Below are 15,835 nucleotides of genomic sequence, written 5' to 3'. Positions count from 1 at the left end.
CATCAAATCCTAACTCTTGTACAGACGCGATTAATCGCGTCTCTCTTAATCGCGTCTATCCTAACTCTTAACTGTTGTGACAACGGCTTCAACTGTAGCTTTTTGTTCGTCAGCATCCACAGAAGTAACTGCCCAACGCAGAGGTTCGCCTTGTTTCTTTAACTCTGTTTCAATTACTTCTAGTAAGTCTGCGGGAGTTTCTTGTAAATCAATTTCTGCGGTAATAAAATGAGTTGTCATTTTGGTAAATCCTGTTGATTTGTAGTTTCTAGAATAGATGATTTCATCTGCGATGAAAGACTTGTGTAATTTATCAGATTTGGTCATCTCCGCGAACAGTTATTCAGTTATGAATAATCATCCGATATACTGATAACTGTTCGCTGATTATTTGCCTTTGCCAAATTGTAACTGATAAACTACATCTTCTTTTTCCGTCTCAAGTTTTAAATCAGAAAGGGGTTTGGCAACACAAAGCAATACGTAACCTTGCTTTTGCAAATCTGGACTAACGCCCATGCCATCAGTTTGATCCACAGTTCCCTCAGATAGTTGACCGGCGCAAGTTGTGCAGACACCTGCATTACAAGAACTCGGCAGTTCCAAACCAGCAGCATCGGCAACTGATAAGATCGTTTCATTTTCAGGAACTTGCAAGGTATGAATTTTGCCTTGGTGATCGATTTCTACGGTGTAAGTTTTGGGCATATACAAAAGAAGCGTGATGCAACGGACAAATGTATTAGTTTATCTGAATTAGTTAAAAATATCCAGATGTTACTATAAAAATTTAGGTAAAAGATTGATAATTATAGCAACTAATCCTGAACGATTTTTAGATTAGTAACATTATTTACTATACAATACACAAATAAATTAGTTAAATTTGCTTACTATAGAATATGCGCGTAGGTGTAGCCCGCCGTAGGCATCGCGTTCCCTTAGAGAATGTTTGAAAAGTTTTTTTCTCGGTAACAAAACGTTCTAGATCCCCCTAAATCCACGCCAGTTGCTCATGGGGGAAACCCCCAAGACCGCACTGGCTCCCCTTAAAAAGGGAGACTTTGATTCCGGTTCCCCCCTTTTTAAGGGGGGCTTTGATTCTGGTTCCCCCCGATAAATTGGGGGGCTTTGATTCCGCTTCCCCCCTTTTTAAGGGGGGTTAGGGGGGATCAATAAGTGCCTAAAATCACAGCCAACCACTTTTCAAACAACCTCTAAAATACCACGCTTGTTATAATGCACTCACCAACAAACTTTGGTCATCAATGTTATAAGGTTGACTCTTAAAGTTACAACATTAAGCCTTAAGGTTACAGCATTAAGACTTAAAGTTACAACATTAAGACTTAAAGTTACAACATTAAGGCTTAAGGTTACAACATTAAGCCAAAGAGCTAGAACATTAAGGCTCAAGGTTACAACATTAAGCCTTAATGTTACAGCGATCTCGCTGTTGACATAGAATACAGACCATTTGTAGGGTTACAGCAATGCTGTGCCCTATTGTCTATCGCTTAAACATAATATTATTTTGCTGAAAATCAACCTTTGATGATTAAATTCCGAGAAATCACGGACATAAATAAAAACTTTTACTAAAAAAATGCGCTTTTTGCTGAACCAGAATCCAGCTTAATTGAGACAAAATAGCTCTGTAAAACTCTTAAAAGTGTAAATTTATGGCTCGAAAAAAACGTAGTTCTCGGATTTTAGAAAAAGCTGAGTTTAGAGTTGCCGGGCTGAAAGCTATCGATCCACAGATCAATTTTGATGATACTCACAACTTGCAAAACCTGACTCAATTAATAGACAATTTTCACAATGTGCTTGATGATTATAACGCTGCTATAGCTATGATTGACTCTTCTAGAAATAAGCTGGATGAGATGGAAAAAACCTTAAGTCAGGTTTCAGACAAAATGCTGACATGGGTTGGTTGCAAGTACGGCAAAAACAGCAACGAATATGAACTTGCAGGCGGCGTTAGAGACAGCGAACGTATCCGTAAAAGCCGATTGACACGCTTGAAAGCTAACACAGATAAAACATCAGATGAAAATGCAATAACCGCCTAGCACCGCTACGCAAAAATCAAAAGTTAACACTGAGCGAAGTCGAAGTGTCAAAAGCCTTATAGAATCTGCTTTTAACTTTTTTATAATGGTATCTGTGAAAATTCAAAGTGTCCAGATCCCCGACTTCTTAAAAAAGTCGGGGATCTATTTCATCACGAATGATTTAGGACTGCTATATAATAAGACTTTGCATTAACCCAGAACTTCCGAACTTTTAAAATGAAATGACCAGGTTTATCCATGATAAATTTGCCAAAGACTATCTAGAAGAACTACTAAAAGATTACGGAGAAGTCAAAGCATCAGAAAAAGTATCAGGAGAGATTAAAGAAATAGATGTTTTATTCACTCCCGCCAAACAACAAAGCTCTAATATACAAATACTGGGTTTGCTAGGAAGATTTGCCGAACAGCCTGCAATTATAGAACCATACCGCAATCCAGCTTCTACCGATGAAATCTGCGACTGTATTCTCAAATTATTAGAAATAAAGGCTCTCTTACGACGAGAAGCTAAAACCAATAAAACCAAACTTCAGGACTCAGAAATTCCCAAATTGTGGGTTCTTACACCTACCATATCTGAAACTAGATTGTCTAGCTTCGGAACTATACAAAAAGCAGGTTGGTTATCAGGAGTACATTTTCTGCCAGATGCCTTGCGGACAGCAATTGTAGCAATACACCAACTACCCCAAACACCAGAGACATTATGGTTGAGACTTTTAGGTAGGGGAAGCGTGCAGTCACAAGCGATTATCGAGTTGCAAGCGTTACCATTAGATTATCCATATCAAAAAGAAACTCTCGAATTAGTTTACAACTTGCGCGAAAACTTGAGAGTAAACCAAGAATTAGAAGCAGATGATAGGGAGTTAATTATGCGATTAGAACCACTTTATCAAAGAGACAGAGAACAAGCCAAAGAAGAGGGAAGGCAAGAGGGCAGGCAAGAGGGCAGGCAAGAAGGAAAACAAGACTTAATACTGCGTCTACTAAATCGCCGTATTGGTGAGATTGATACGTCATTAATCGAGCGAATTCAAGGCTTATCGCTTGAACAATTAGAGAATTTAGGAGAGGCATTACTAGACTTTTCTAGTGTTGCTGATTTAGAAACTTGGTTAAACCAACAATCAACCTAATTTATTTCGATTGATAAAGAGTTAATTATGCGATTAGAACCACTTTATTAAAGGAGCAGAAAACAAGCCAAAGAAGAGGGAAGGCAAGAAGGAAAACAAGATTTAATACTACGTCAACTCAATCGCCGTATTGGTGAAATTGATACGTCGTTAATCGGGCGAATTAATGGTTTATCTATTGAACAATTAGAAAATTTAGGAGAAGCATTACTAGACTTTTCTAGTGTTGCTGATTTAGAAATTTGGTTAAACCAACAATCAATCTAAATTTATTATTACTCCTGGCGACTAGAAGTCGCGGCTATACGAGACTTTACCCACCGACCTGGGTTAAAAATCCTTGATTTCCTCTTAGTCCACGGAGGTGGACTTTGTTTGTGTAGTAGCGAATTCTATTTGCCTCATACCTTCAAACTTTCAGTATAAAAAAAGTTGCTAATAACCGATTACCAGTAAGGCTTTCATCATAAAAGTAAGCTAAACTTTTATAGCCAAGTATTGCCTAAAAATTTCATAATTAAAGATAGAACATCCCAATGGAGAACATAAAAATGCTAGAACAATATCGTAAACACGTTGCCGAAAGAGCAGCACTCGGTATTCCCCCTTTACCATTGGATGCGAAGCAAACCTCAGAATTATGTGAATTACTGAAAAATCCGCCCAAGGGTCAAGAGGAGATATTATTACATTTATTGCGCGATCGCGTTTCTCCTGGTGTCGATCCAGCAGCTTATGTCAAAGCCGGATTTCTCACCGCCATTGCCAAAAAGGAAATCACCAGTCCCTTGGTTTCGCGCATAGAAGCGGTGCAATTGTTAGGGACGATGATAGGTGGCTACAATGTGCAATCTTTAATCGATTTGCTGCAATTGCCTACTGTATCCGTCTCAGACTCATCTGAAACACCTCTAGTAATGGGCGGACAAGGAAAGGAACCCATCGCCGCTTATGCCGCCAACGCCTTAAGCAAAATCCTTTTGGTATATGACGCTTATCACGATGTTTTAGAGTTGTCTAAAACCAATCCTTTCGCCAAGCGGGTGATTGACTCTTGGGCGGAAGCTGAATGGTTTACCATGCGCCCCACAGTTCCAGAAGCGATTACTGTCACCGTTTTTAAAGTTCCAGGCGAAACCAATACCGATGATTTATCCCCCGCCCAAAGCGCCACAACTCGCCCAGATATTCCCTTACACGCCTTAGTGATGTTAGAGTCACGGCAACCGGGAAGCTTGGCAACCATTGCCGAACTGAAGAAAAAAGGGCATCCTGTAGCTTACGTGGGAGATGTAGTTGGTACAGGTTCCTCGCGTAAATCTGCTATTAACTCAGTATTGTGGCACATGGGAAATGATATACCTTTTGTGCCAAACAAACGTGCTGGGGGTTATGTTTTAGGTGGTGCGATCGCGCCAATCTTTTTTAATACAGCAGAAGATGCCGGTGCTTTGCCTATTCAGTGCGATGTCACCAAACTCGAAACCGACATGGTAATTACCATCCATCCCTACAAAGGCGAAATCACCAACGAAACAGGCGAAGTCATTTCCACCTTTGCCCTCAAACCTGACACCATCCTCGATGAAGTCCGCGCAGGTGGACGCATCCCCCTACTTATCGGACGTACCCTCACCGATAAAACTCGTCTTGCACTTGGTTTAGAACACAGCACCGTTTTCACCCGTCCTCAGCAAGCCTTTGATACAGGCAAAGGGTACAGCCTAGCACAAAAAATGGTAGGTAAAGCTTGCGGATTACCTGGTGTGCGTCCCGGCACATCTTGCGAACCCATCATCACCACCGTTGGTTCTCAAGATACCACAGGCCCCATGACCCGCGACGAATTGAAAGAACTCGCCTGTCTCGGTTTCAGTGCAGACTTAGTAATCCAAAGTTTCTGCCACACAGCAGCTTATCCCAAACCAGTAGACATCCAAACCCATCACGAACTCCCCGACTTCTTCGCTTCTCGTGGCGGTGTCGCCCTCCGTCCCGGTGATGGTATCATCCACTCTTGGTTAAACCGGATGCTGCTACCCGACACCGTGGGAACTGGTGGCGACTCTCACACTCGCTTCCCCTTGGGTATTTCCTTCCCCGCCGGTTCTGGATTAGTAGCCTTTGCAGCCGCCTTGGGTGTCATGCCTTTAGATATGCCAGAGTCAGTTTTGGTAAGATTCAAAGGTGAATTGCAACCAGGTATCACCCTGCGCGATGTCGTGAATGCCATACCCTACGTGGCAATTCAAAAAGGTTTGCTGACAGCAGAGAAGCAGAATAAGAAAAATGTTTTCTCTGGGCGAATTCTGGAAATCGAAGGTTTGCCAGATTTAAAAGTTGAACAAGCCTTTGAACTCACCGATGCTAGCGCCGAACGTTCTTGTGCCGGATGCACGATTAAGCTGAGTGTAGAGACAATTTCTGAATATCTGCGTTCCAACGTAGCGCTGCTGAAAAATATGATAGCACGGGGCTATCACGATCCGCGTACCATGCTGCGCCGTGTCGCAAAAATGGAAGAATGGTTAGCCAATCCCGTATTATTAGAAGGCGATGCCGATGCGGAGTATGCCGAAATAATTGAAATTGATTTGAACGAAATCAAAGAGCCAATTGTTGCTGCTCCCAATGACCCCGATAATGTTAAGTTATTATCGGAAGTTGCTAACGATCCAGTGCAAGAAGTATTCGTCGGTTCTTGTATGACGAATATCGGTCATTATCGGGCAACAGCAAAAGTTTTGGAAGGTGCAGGTGAAGTCAAAACTCGCTTGTGGATAGCACCACCAACCCGCATGGATGAACACCAATTAAAAGAAGAAGGTGTATACAGCGTTTTTGGGGCTGCCGGTGCTAGAACAGAAATGCCAGGATGCAGTTTATGCATGGGTAATCAGGCGCGAGTTGCTGATGGGACAACAGTGTTTTCTACCTCTACCCGCAACTTCAATAATCGCATGGGTAAAGATGCGCGAGTGTATCTTGGTTCAGCAGAATTAGCCGCAGTTTGTGCGCTGCTAGGACGCCTCCCGACAGTGCAGGAATATTTGGATATTGTGGCGAGTCGAATTCATCCTTTTGCAGATGATTTGTATCGGTATTTGAACTTCGATCAAATTGCTGGTTTTGAGGATGAAGGGCGCGTTATTTCTAAAGAAGAGCAAGCGTTGTTAGTATAGTTTAATTAGGTGGGTGTTATGCCCACCTAATTTTTAGCGTTTCCAAGAGGAATATTAATGACCAATCCATCTTTTATCAACGAAAAAAATCTTTATGAACAAGATTTTTACTTGTGGACACAAAGAATTGCCCATCAGTTAAAAGAAAATAATTTTCATGAAATAGATATAGTTAATTTAGTTGAAGAAATTGAAAGCATGGGGAGGAGTGAAAAACGCGAGTTAAAAAATCGATTAATTGTACTATTGATGCACTTACTGAAATGGCAATACCAACCAGAAAAACGTAGTGAAAGTTGGCGCAGTACCATTTCTGAACAGCGTATCTGTATCGAAACATTATTAGAAGATAGTCCCAGTTTGCAACCTCTACTTGCAGAAGTATTTGAAAACTGTTATCAAAAAGCTCGTCTCAAAGCATCTGATGAAACAGGGATTAAATTAAATTTTTTTCCTAAAGAATCTCCGTTTACATTAGAAGAAACGTTAAAAAATAATTATTAGGTTGAAGGAAAGAATGAATTTTTATACTGTCGTACTTAGAAAGAATTCTGGCTATTGGGTTGCTTTATGTTTAGAAAATGGTATTGTCGGGCAGGGAAATAGTCAAGAAGATGCAATTAAAAAACTGAAAGAAGCAATTGAATCTTTTGAAGAGGTTTATGAGTCTGAAAGTAATATTTATAAATCTCCCGTTTCAATAGATGAATTACATGAATTTTTATTTGTTGAAGAAAAAGAACAAGATTCAGAGATATATGAATTAAGGAAGGTTTATGCCTAAAAATATACCTTCCCTGAAACCAAAGGAGTTAATTAAGCTTTTAGAACAAGCAGGTTGCACATTTCATAGAGAAGGAAAAGGCGACCATTGTTTATACACTCGTGAAGTTGATGGTAAAAGAAGAGTAGTTCCTATAGATATGGGTGCAAGAGAAATGTCTCCTGGTTATGTTTTGCGTATTTTTCGCCAGTTTGGTTTTACTGATGAGGAAGTTGAGAGTCTGTTGAAATAGATAATTTTTCAGTATTTATCCCATTTTTAACAGTATAAAAATATAATAATTTGTATATAGATTATTGTATTTAAAAACTTTGATGCCCTACCTAAAATCAAAACATTTAACAACTAACTTGAAAAACTGGAATGAGGATTCAGACAAAGCTAATCGTAAATTAATCTACATTGGCGGAAAAATCCGCTTTCAGTCTGAACAATATTTAGAAGATTATATTGAAGCTTATTTTGACACAATATTCCCAGAATTGGTTTTAATTAAACGTCAGCATAGTCTCAAAATGCAGCGTTGTGATTTACTGTGCTGTAGCAAATTACATAAACAAGCAGTTATTATTGAATTAAAAAATGAAGAAGATAGGGGATTAGTATCTCAGCTAATGAGATATCGAAAAATAATTTCCCAAAATCAATCTTTTGCCGAACTAATTGATTACTCATTACCTATCAAACTAATTGCTATTGCTCCTACTTTTCATGAAGACAACTACACAGACAAAGAAGCATCAAAATTTGAAAATGATATATCTTTTTGGAAATTCCATGTCGAATATGATACAACAGGTACTAAATTCCAATTAGAAGGTAAAAGTTATGATGTTCTTTACCCTGTGTTTGGCTTACCTCGGAGCTTGCAAAATGAAGTTATACAAAATACAGTCTTACCAGCTTTTACTCATAACTTTAAAAGCAACTTGCCTGTAGATACTCATCAAAATTTTAGAATCATTAGAGAGCTTTTTATGGCTCAACCAAAGATGAAGGAAATGGTTAGCCCTACTTATAGAAAAATATTATATGGTACTGGTGAAGGAGAAAATCATAAGAAACTAGCTGAAATAACTAATACAAGTAAAGGAATATGGTTATTTCTTTGGTTGCCAACTAGGGTGAAAACTAAAATCAAAATTCCAGTAGCACGATTTGGTTTTGTATTAGCTGCAAATAACAGCCATTTTGCTCAAGATTCTGTTGTTGAATGGTTGGTGTGTACTAAGACTACCGTTAATATTGAAGACCAATCTAACAATAAGATTTGTTTATCATTTGATAGACATGGTATGGCGAAATGGACGAGTGCAAATATGTATTTATGCCAAGCTGGCGGTTATATAAATACTTTAGATTTATTTATCTATCTCTTGAAAGGTGCTAACCGTCCTTTTGATGATTCTATTTGGGAATGGTGGAGGTCACAGGAAAAAAATACTCCTACTAATTTGGGATGGTATATTGATTTAGCTATTAAGACTTGGAACTATAGGATTAAGTGAACAACATAAAATGAGTTTTTGTGACAATACAATTCAGTTAGCGCTAAAAATCTTAACCTGTGTAGATTGGGTTGAGGAACGAAACCCAACATTTTCTGGGCTTTGTTGGGTTGCGTTTTGCTTAACCTAACCTGCAATTTTTCTTAACTGAACTGTATTCGTTTTTGTCAGTGAATAACATTAAATTAGTATGATAAATCTTCGAGATCAAGAAAGTTTACGTCAAAGTTCGTAAATGTAGCCCATCGTAGACTTCAGATATTAATTACTGTACGATGTCTACGACGGGCTACGCCTACGCTATCTCACTAATTTTTTATACCAACGATAATTCATGTCTTCGTCCCCGGATGTGCCTATACTCTGGGACTTGCTGCAATTGTTAGACAAAATTCATGCTTGTTAGTTATCCATTTTTCTCCACCTTACCCAGTGCTAGTTGGGAAGTGTTGGGCGTTAAGTCTATGACTCAACTTAGAAGCATAGACTAGATAGCCCTGACAATGGGGCTGAAGCAGGAAATGTAACTGTATTGTAACGCTGGCTTTAGTTGACGTTGCAAAAGTTTACATTTAGAATGGAATCGTCAAAAACAGATAAGTATTTATTCTTATTTATCCTGATAATTTGACATTCAATGAGTATATGTTCTTATCTCTGTCAAAAATTTAATATTCATAGAGTTAAAGAATGTTTACAAAAGTATTGAATCCTTAATATAATGAAATTAAAAGCGATAAGCCAAATTGATTGTCAGAAGTGATGAATGCTATTGAATTTCCCTGGCTAACAGCCATAATCCTTTTACCCTTGGTGGCAACCTTAGCCATCCCCCTAATCCCAGACAAAGAAGGTAGAACTGTCCGCTGGTATGGTCTGGGAGTTGCTTTTGCCGACTTTGCACTGATGATTTATGCCTTTTGGTATAAGTACGACTTCCAGAGTTCAACACTCCAACTTGTAGAAAACTATCCTTGGATACCACAGTTGGGTTTGCATTGGGCTGTGGGGGTTGACGGTTTATCGATGCCATTACTGCTTCTGACAGGCTTAATAAATACCCTCGCAATATTCGCGGCTTGGAAAGTTACCACCAAGCCGCGATTATTTTATGGTTTGATGTTAGCGATGTACAGCGCCCAGCTTGGCGTATTTGTTGCCCAAGATTTGCTGCTGTTCTTCCTAATGTGGGAAATCGAGTTAGTGCCGGTTTACCTGCTGATTTCCATCTGGGGAGGACAAAACCGCCGTTATGCCGCTACCAAATTCATTCTTTACACCGCTGCTGCATCAATATTTATCTTGATTGCTGGCTTTGCAATGGCATTCTCTGGAGATACCGTCACTTTCGATATGGCGGCTCTAGGAATGAAAGAATATCCCAAAACCTTAGAATTGCTAGTTTATGCAGGTTTCTTAATTGCCTTCGGTGTGAAGTTGCCGATTTTCCCCTTACACACTTGGCTACCTGATGCCCACGGCGAAGCATCAGCACCCGGTTCGATGATTTTGGCTGGTGTATTGTTAAAAATGGGTGGTTATGCTCTTATCCGCTTCAATGTGGAAATGTTGCCCAATGCCCATGTGACTTTTGCCCCAGTGTTAGCAGTTTTGGGTGTGGTTAATATTGTCTACGGTGCTTGCTGTGCCTTTGCTCAAACCAATCTCAAACGCCGCTTGGCTTACTCTTCAATTGCTCACATGGGGTTTGTGCTGATTGGAATTGCCTCTTACACAGAACTAGGTATCAGTGGTGCAGTGTTACAAATGGTTTCCCACGGCTTGATTGCTGCTAGCTTGTTCTTCCTGTCTGGCGTGACTTACGATCGCACTCACACCTTAATGATGGATAAAATGGGCGGTATGGCTAAGGTAATGCCCAAAACCTTTGCTCTGTTTACCATTGGTTCAATGGCTTCTCTCGCCTTACCCGGAATGAGTGGTTTTGTGGGTGAGTTGATGGTATTTCTAGGTATCGCCAGCAGTGATGTTTACAGTTCCAGTTTCAAAGTTGTAGTCGTGCTACTGTCAGCAGTTGGCATAATTTTGACACCGATTTATTTACTGTCGATGCTGCGTCAAGTGTTCTACGGTGAGCAAAGTCAAGAGTTGCACTTGGATGCTGTAATATCTGATGTCAAACCCCGCGAAATATTTATTACTGCTTGTTTGCTATTGCCAATCATCGGAATCGGGTTTTATCCCAAGTTGGCAACGCAGACTTATGATGTGAAAGCAGTAGAATTAGCCGCCCATGCTCGTCAAGTTTTACCAGTTGTTGCTCATCAACAACCATCAAGTCTGTACTCGCGTATTTTCTCTACACCAACATTGGCTACTTCTCAAGTTGAAAGTTCGATTAACATTTCTGAGTAAATTAACTTTCCCATTAAGGGGTCTGCAAGTAAATTCTAAATATTAGGAGAATAAAGGGGTGGTTATGAAACCACCCCTAAAATTTTGGAATTATTGAGTTGAAATAGATTTTTAGGTAAGGGCAATTTATGTAGATGCATTCACAAAGCATCTGTCTGCGACATGCTGCGCGTTCGCGTAAGCGTCCCGCAGGGAACGTAGAGAAGCGACTTCCCGCAGAGTATTGCCCCTGCCTAAAAATTATTCAAACTTGAGAGTTCCGTCAATGTTGGTAATGTGTTCATTAAGATCGATATATGTTCCGAGAGATGTCTGCCCATCAGCTCTTTCGCATTCAGCACGCAGTCTGCTAGCACCAGCTAAACCAATATTGTCGCAGGTCAGAGCAAATTTATCTCCATCCCAGTCTAATGTTCCATCAAGATTGGCGATATATGGATTTAAGTCGATAGAAGTTGTAGAAGGAGTATATCCATCAGCTTTTTCACAAGTAGCCGTTAAAGTTGAGCCATCAATACTAATGTCTTTACAAGTCTGAGAAAATTGACCAGTTGCCCAAGCGTTAGCGGTAACTAAATGAAAGCTCAGAAAGATAGCACACAAAAAAGCTGCACAAATTTTCAGCATTAGTCCTCTGTCCTCAAGTAGATCATTGGTTAAATTAACCAAGAGAACATTTTATACTTTTGTATTTTTCTCTATTTAAAAATAATAGTTTTTAACTATACTTTATAGCGATACCTTGATACCTTCTCTACAAGATGTTACGCGAATACTGACGCACATCACTATCCTATTAATGCAACTATTATTTTCAAGGTTGGACAATAGACTTATGGCTACCGAATCACTTCTAATAATTTTGCCCTAGAGCGTGAAAAGATTATAGTGAAGGCAAGTAAAGTAGCCAAAAAGCAATTATGATCGCCAACTTACCTGTAGTCAAAGAAATTATACCAATGGTCTTGCAATTGCAACCTGCGATCGCCCGATGCAGCGTGGATAAAAAGCGATCGCTGGGAAGCTATACCATTGCATGGGAACTGCGACAAAAATTTGCTGCAATGCAACGTCTCTACATACTTTTTCACCAGATGTTTCATACAAAAAGATAACGACATAAATATCTCTGTAGCTTTAATGTTAGTTTTATTCATATCCCAGCAGACTCCAGTCTGAATCCTGACAAAATTTAAGTTTTAATAAGTATCGGATTTCCTCACAAGTTCCTCACATTCTTTTTAATCAGATATCTCATATAAGGACAAACAACATAAATATCTCTTTAGCTTTAATATTAGTTTTGTTGATATTTCAGCAAACTCCAGTTTGAATCCTGACAAAATTTAAGTTTTAATAAGCACCATATTTCCTCACAAGTTCCTCAGATTCTTTTTGTAACTTCAAGATAGAGACACTCAACTATTGCAATTAATTAGCTTGAGAGTTTACAGCCTTCTTGCGTTGGGGTCTTTCGGCAAAAGCTAGACTACCTCTTTTTTTGGCAAAGGTATTAAGGCTTAATTCTACTTTTGCATCTGTAGGAGAGTTCTCTCATGGATTTTACAGAGAAAGTGCCATTTTTTAATCTCAAGACTTTAGGCTATTACAGGTGAGTCCTACGTAGGTGATGCTATACCTACACTAAGTTAATTCCTGCCACAGTTAAAAACGATTTAGTTTCTAAATAAAGTAAACCTTCTAGAGATTTATCCTGCACTAGTTAAATAGTTGAGGGAGATGCATTTTGACTGCATTTTCCATGAAAAAACAACTTTAACAACATAGGTACAATCAATATGAACTTTAAACAATTTGGTGTATTACTTTCTCTATCTACAATTCTTGGAATGAATGTGCTTACGACCAAGGTTTTGGCTGGAGAGCCTAGTATTACTTTTGGAGATGCACTCGGTTCTGGTGGATGTAGTGTTGCCGATCAGCTTCCTGGAGATGATGGTAGAAGCTTATCGATCGTCTTGGATAACTTTAGTGCATTCAATGGTCAGCGTCAAAAGTGTATTTTACGCGTTCAAACTTTTATTCCAAGTGGTTTTATCGTCCAAGATGTACAAGTACTGTACCAAGGAACTACTGATATTGATAGAGGGAGTAAAGGTACCAGCTTAAGCAGAACTTATAGCTTTAGTGGTGGTGCTCTTGGTCAAGCTGTAGCTCCCCCTAAAACTACTAAGTTTACATCTAGTAAGGCATTTGCGGAGCAAGATGAGATTACTGTTCTAGCTGCTACAGGTTTATGTAGTGGTGGTGGGCAAGGACTATTAGGTATTAATATGATTGCACAATCCTCACGAGCAAGTTCTATTTTCGTTGATACAGCCGATATCAATGCTGGGGATGTAAGGCTTTATTTTGACCTAAGACGTTGCTAGTCCTCGCTTGTAGCAATTCTGCGGATAGATGGTGATACACCGAACCAAATTCCAAATTTGGTGGTCTTCAATGAGTGATGGGTCTAAATCCACCACTCATTGAATCTACCGAATGTATTCTTCTTTAAGATTAAAAATTTCTGTTGATGAAGAGGAAGTTATGTTGAGATTAAGTGATGCACGTAATTTTTTCATATTAATGTGCTTGTTTTTTTTCTATTGTTATGATGCCAATTCATCTAGCATTGCTACTGCAATAGACAACCAGCCAAAGTTTTTGGTTAATAGGAGATGTAATATAAGTTTCGATCCGCAAATAAATCAGTTTACACTTCGCTCTCCTATAACTGTAAATGCACAATCGCCAAGGGCTAGATGTATCGTTAGAATTAATATCTCTAATACTCAAAAGCAATTTAGGCTTGTGCCTTTAGCTGTAAAAGGTGTAGTAAAGAAAGCAGCAGCACGAGTAGCTATCACATCATTTTTACTTGGCGATAAACCAACTCCATATCAAATGATCTATGGAAGTGCTATGAATTTTGATTTGACTAATCAAATACTGCCAACTAACTATACAACTACAGGAAAAAGTGTTTTAGGCGTTAATTTAGTATTAACAACAACCGGAGGAGAATTAGAGTTGACAGAAATGAAGTTTGCACTTCAACAACAATAAAAGGTGGTTTTAGCGTTGGCTATTGCTTCCTAGAATTTCAAGTTTCAGACGATCGCGGCTACTAATCAAGAATGCTGCAAAATATCTGTTTTTTACGCGACTTCTCCAGCCCGAAAAATCTGTTCAGCAGTTAAATTCAACTCTGGGAACGCTGGCGACTGAATACGGTCATTTCCCCTAAATTGCTTAACTTGATACTCACCTTCAATTAATTGGTAAATCGAAATAGTTGGTTGTTTAGGATTGCCAATAAAGCGCCTACCACCTAAACCTAAATAGTCTACAATCCAGTATTCAGGTATTCCGACCTCTTCATATTTACCTGCTTTGGTAAAATAGTCATCTCGCCAATTGGTACTTACCACTTCAATTACTAAAGGAATTGATGCCGCTTGGCTTACAGTAGATTCTTTTTTCCACAGAGGTTCATTTACTAAATTAGAGTTATTCAACAACAGTACATCTGGTGAGTAAGCTGCTTCGCTCTGAGTCGGTTTAATGAATGCTGTTTTGGGGATGAAATAAGGTAGTTTTAAACGTTTGTATTCTGTAACTATTTCCCCAACTAAAAATCCAACAATCTGTTCATGTTCGCCTGTGGGAGGGGCCATTTCAACAATTACTCCGTCATGCAGCTCATAGCGTCGTTGTGAGTTTTCTGGATACCAGGCGATAAATTCATCAAATGTTACTTGTTTGGTTAAGGCTTGAGTCATACTTTGCCCTTTTGCTTGATGTCAAATTTGACCCCTCTCCAAACCTCTCCCCGACACGGAGAGAGGCTTAATCAGCGAACTTAGGTTAAACTTTCGCCGCAGCAGTATTTGGTAAATTCACTTTCAATCGCTTAAACATCGCTTCTCGTGCTTGTGTAGCGAGGCTATCGTCAAAAGGTTTTAAGATAATTTCCTGTTGATACTTTAGCCGCAGTGCTGTTTGAATTAACCAATCGGCGACAAAGGGATTTTTCGGTAACAATGGGCCGTGAGAATAAGTAGCGATCGCATTCTGATAAAATGCTCCTTCTGTCCCATCTTCACCATTATTTCCCAAACCGTACACCACTCGCCCTAAAGCTTCCACTTTTCCTAGTTTGGTACGTCCGCCGTGATTTTCAAAGCCTACTAAATATGGTGTGCTACCCGTCATCTCTTTTAAATCTTGCGCCAGACGTGAGGCTGTCACTTCAATTACCAAGTTCCCAATACAGCGCTTAGTATTTTCACCAGGATGCACAGAAACTAAATCGAGTATTCCCAAACCATCAATCCGGTGTCCCAAGCCTGGTTCATAATAATGTCCCAGTAATTGAGGTGAACCACAAGTAAATACTCCTGGTGTACCATTTTCGATTTTGTCACGCATGGCATCAGCTTTTGCACCTTGCAAATCACGCATGACAATCTCTTGCTGACGATCTTGTGCGCCACCACCAACTATGACATCTACAGTTTTAATATCTACGGCTGTGGAATTTTGATCTAGGGGTAACACCTTAACATCGTATCCCCGCCATTGAGCGCGACGTTCTATAGTAATTACATTACCGCGATCGCCATAAGTACTCATCAGCGTCGGATAAAGCCAACCAATTGTTAATTCTAAATTTTGAGAAGTCATATTCATAATTCGTAATTCGTAATTCGTAATTCGTAATTCGATTGGGTGTTGGGAACTGGGGAATGGGAAA

The 15,835-nt window shown here is 39.5% G+C and carries 16 protein-coding genes and 1 pseudogene; 12 read left to right on the top strand and 5 right to left on the bottom strand.

Features of this window, described 5'->3' with window-relative positions:
- Window positions 1–60: 60 nt before the first annotated feature.
- Window positions 61–240 carry a hypothetical protein gene (locus ACM0OX_RS00615; RefSeq protein WP_414512199.1) on the bottom strand — a complete coding sequence of 60 codons (180 nt, stop codon included), beginning with the start codon at window positions 238–240 and terminating at the stop codon, window positions 61–63.
- A gap of 147 nt (window positions 241–387) precedes the next feature.
- On the bottom strand, window positions 388–708 hold the full coding sequence (locus tag ACM0OX_RS00610) for a 2Fe-2S iron-sulfur cluster-binding protein (protein ID WP_414512197.1): 321 nt from the start codon (window positions 706–708) through the stop codon (window positions 388–390).
- A 974-nt stretch (window positions 709–1,682) separates the two neighbouring features.
- On the opposite strand from ACM0OX_RS00610, the gene ACM0OX_RS00605 reads away from it, so the two are divergent.
- From ACM0OX_RS00605 to ACM0OX_RS00565, 9 genes and pseudogenes are all read left to right on the top strand, one after another.
- Complete coding sequence (locus tag ACM0OX_RS00605) at window positions 1,683–2,078, top strand: hypothetical protein (RefSeq protein ID WP_414512195.1); 396 nt, start codon at window positions 1,683–1,685, stop codon at window positions 2,076–2,078.
- A 224-nt stretch (window positions 2,079–2,302) separates the two neighbouring features.
- Entirely contained in the window at window positions 2,303–3,223 is a 921-nt protein-coding gene (locus ACM0OX_RS00600; protein ID WP_414512194.1) for a DUF4351 domain-containing protein, read from the top strand.
- Between the two features lie 84 nt (window positions 3,224–3,307).
- A pseudogene (locus ACM0OX_RS00595) lies at window positions 3,308–3,490 on the top strand (DUF4351 domain-containing protein); the annotation flags it as partial.
- Window positions 3,491–3,774: 284 nt separating this feature from the next.
- Window positions 3,775–6,405 (top strand): bifunctional aconitate hydratase 2/2-methylisocitrate dehydratase, encoded by a 2,631-nt coding sequence (gene acnB / locus ACM0OX_RS00590; protein ID WP_414512270.1) that lies wholly within the window; start codon window positions 3,775–3,777, stop codon window positions 6,403–6,405.
- Window positions 6,406–6,462: 57 nt separating this feature from the next.
- Window positions 6,463–6,909 (top strand): DUF29 domain-containing protein, encoded by a 447-nt coding sequence (locus ACM0OX_RS00585; protein WP_414512192.1) that lies wholly within the window; start codon window positions 6,463–6,465, stop codon window positions 6,907–6,909.
- A 13-nt stretch (window positions 6,910–6,922) separates the two neighbouring features.
- Window positions 6,923–7,189, top strand: coding sequence for a type II toxin-antitoxin system HicB family antitoxin (locus ACM0OX_RS00580; RefSeq protein ID WP_414512190.1), 267 nt, complete (start codon window positions 6,923–6,925; stop codon window positions 7,187–7,189).
- A complete protein-coding gene (locus ACM0OX_RS00575; protein ID WP_414512188.1) occupies window positions 7,182–7,421 on the top strand; it encodes a type II toxin-antitoxin system HicA family toxin in 240 nt (79 codons plus the stop codon). The genes ACM0OX_RS00580 and ACM0OX_RS00575 overlap by 8 nt, the downstream gene beginning before the upstream one ends.
- 82 nt (window positions 7,422–7,503) lie before the next feature.
- On the top strand, window positions 7,504–8,697 hold the full coding sequence (locus ACM0OX_RS00570) for a hypothetical protein (RefSeq protein WP_414512187.1): 1,194 nt from the start codon (window positions 7,504–7,506) through the stop codon (window positions 8,695–8,697).
- Window positions 8,698–9,459: 762 nt separating this feature from the next.
- Window positions 9,460–11,073 carry an NAD(P)H-quinone oxidoreductase subunit 4 gene (locus ACM0OX_RS00565; RefSeq protein ID WP_414512185.1) on the top strand — a complete coding sequence of 538 codons (1,614 nt, stop codon included), beginning with the start codon at window positions 9,460–9,462 and terminating at the stop codon, window positions 11,071–11,073.
- Window positions 11,074–11,313: 240 nt separating this feature from the next.
- On the opposite strand, the gene ACM0OX_RS00560 is transcribed toward ACM0OX_RS00565, so the two are convergent.
- Window positions 11,314–11,700 (bottom strand): CVNH domain-containing protein, encoded by a 387-nt coding sequence (locus ACM0OX_RS00560; RefSeq protein WP_414512184.1) that lies wholly within the window; start codon window positions 11,698–11,700, stop codon window positions 11,314–11,316.
- Window positions 11,701–11,993: 293 nt separating this feature from the next.
- On the opposite strand from ACM0OX_RS00560, the gene ACM0OX_RS00555 reads away from it, so the two are divergent.
- From ACM0OX_RS00555 to ACM0OX_RS00545, 3 genes are all read left to right on the top strand, one after another.
- The gene (locus tag ACM0OX_RS00555; protein WP_414512182.1) at window positions 11,994–12,188 is read left to right on the top strand and encodes a hypothetical protein; all 195 of its coding nucleotides are present in this window, start codon (window positions 11,994–11,996) and stop codon (window positions 12,186–12,188) included.
- A gap of 741 nt (window positions 12,189–12,929) precedes the next feature.
- Window positions 12,930–13,466 carry a DUF4360 domain-containing protein gene (locus tag ACM0OX_RS00550; RefSeq protein WP_414512180.1) on the top strand — a complete coding sequence of 179 codons (537 nt, stop codon included), beginning with the start codon at window positions 12,930–12,932 and terminating at the stop codon, window positions 13,464–13,466.
- 112 nt (window positions 13,467–13,578) lie between these two features.
- Window positions 13,579–14,145 carry a hypothetical protein gene (locus ACM0OX_RS00545; RefSeq protein ID WP_414512179.1) on the top strand — a complete coding sequence of 189 codons (567 nt, stop codon included), beginning with the start codon at window positions 13,579–13,581 and terminating at the stop codon, window positions 14,143–14,145.
- A gap of 92 nt (window positions 14,146–14,237) precedes the next feature.
- On the opposite strand, the gene ACM0OX_RS00540 is transcribed toward ACM0OX_RS00545, so the two are convergent.
- Both ACM0OX_RS00540 and ACM0OX_RS00535 read right to left on the bottom strand, forming a co-directional pair.
- Window positions 14,238–14,861 carry a Uma2 family endonuclease gene (locus ACM0OX_RS00540; RefSeq protein WP_414512177.1) on the bottom strand — a complete coding sequence of 208 codons (624 nt, stop codon included), beginning with the start codon at window positions 14,859–14,861 and terminating at the stop codon, window positions 14,238–14,240.
- A gap of 85 nt (window positions 14,862–14,946) precedes the next feature.
- Window positions 14,947–15,765 (bottom strand): type 1 glutamine amidotransferase, encoded by an 819-nt coding sequence (locus ACM0OX_RS00535; protein WP_414512175.1) that lies wholly within the window; start codon window positions 15,763–15,765, stop codon window positions 14,947–14,949.
- Window positions 15,766–15,835: the final 70 nt, after the last annotated feature.

The organism is Nostoc sp. PCC 9305, from assembly GCF_963920915.1.
GTDB lineage: Bacteria > Cyanobacteriota > Cyanobacteriia > Cyanobacteriales > Nostocaceae > Nostoc.
The sequence above is the reverse complement of the archived record's forward strand: the minus strand, read 5'-3'. Positions and strand labels throughout refer to the sequence as shown.

What these genes read in the sequence shown, in the direction of transcription:
- ACM0OX_RS00535 (WP_414512175.1), bottom strand. Translation starts at nt 15,765, where the DNA reads ATGACTTCTCAAAATTTAGAATTAACAATTGGTTGGCTTTATCCGACG.
- ACM0OX_RS00565 (WP_414512185.1), top strand. Translation starts at nt 9,460, where the DNA reads ATGAATGCTATTGAATTTCCCTGGCTAACAGCCATAATCCTTTTACCC.
- ACM0OX_RS00540 (WP_414512177.1), bottom strand. Translation starts at nt 14,861, where the DNA reads ATGACTCAAGCCTTAACCAAACAAGTAACATTTGATGAATTTATCGCC.
- ACM0OX_RS00610 (WP_414512197.1), bottom strand. Translation starts at nt 708, where the DNA reads ATGCCCAAAACTTACACCGTAGAAATCGATCACCAAGGCAAAATTCAT.
- ACM0OX_RS00580 (WP_414512190.1), top strand. Translation starts at nt 6,923, where the DNA reads ATGAATTTTTATACTGTCGTACTTAGAAAGAATTCTGGCTATTGGGTT.
- ACM0OX_RS00605 (WP_414512195.1), top strand. Translation starts at nt 1,683, where the DNA reads ATGGCTCGAAAAAAACGTAGTTCTCGGATTTTAGAAAAAGCTGAGTTT.
- ACM0OX_RS00600 (WP_414512194.1), top strand. Translation starts at nt 2,303, where the DNA reads ATGACCAGGTTTATCCATGATAAATTTGCCAAAGACTATCTAGAAGAA.
- ACM0OX_RS00555 (WP_414512182.1), top strand. Translation starts at nt 11,994, where the DNA reads ATGATCGCCAACTTACCTGTAGTCAAAGAAATTATACCAATGGTCTTG.
- ACM0OX_RS00560 (WP_414512184.1), bottom strand. Translation starts at nt 11,700, where the DNA reads ATGCTGAAAATTTGTGCAGCTTTTTTGTGTGCTATCTTTCTGAGCTTT.
- ACM0OX_RS00575 (WP_414512188.1), top strand. Translation starts at nt 7,182, where the DNA reads ATGCCTAAAAATATACCTTCCCTGAAACCAAAGGAGTTAATTAAGCTT.
- ACM0OX_RS00615 (WP_414512199.1), bottom strand. Translation starts at nt 240, where the DNA reads ATGACAACTCATTTTATTACCGCAGAAATTGATTTACAAGAAACTCCC.
- acnB (WP_414512270.1), top strand. Translation starts at nt 3,775, where the DNA reads ATGCTAGAACAATATCGTAAACACGTTGCCGAAAGAGCAGCACTCGGT.
- ACM0OX_RS00570 (WP_414512187.1), top strand. Translation starts at nt 7,504, where the DNA reads ATGCCCTACCTAAAATCAAAACATTTAACAACTAACTTGAAAAACTGG.
- ACM0OX_RS00545 (WP_414512179.1), top strand. Translation starts at nt 13,579, where the DNA reads ATGTATTCTTCTTTAAGATTAAAAATTTCTGTTGATGAAGAGGAAGTT.
- ACM0OX_RS00585 (WP_414512192.1), top strand. Translation starts at nt 6,463, where the DNA reads ATGACCAATCCATCTTTTATCAACGAAAAAAATCTTTATGAACAAGAT.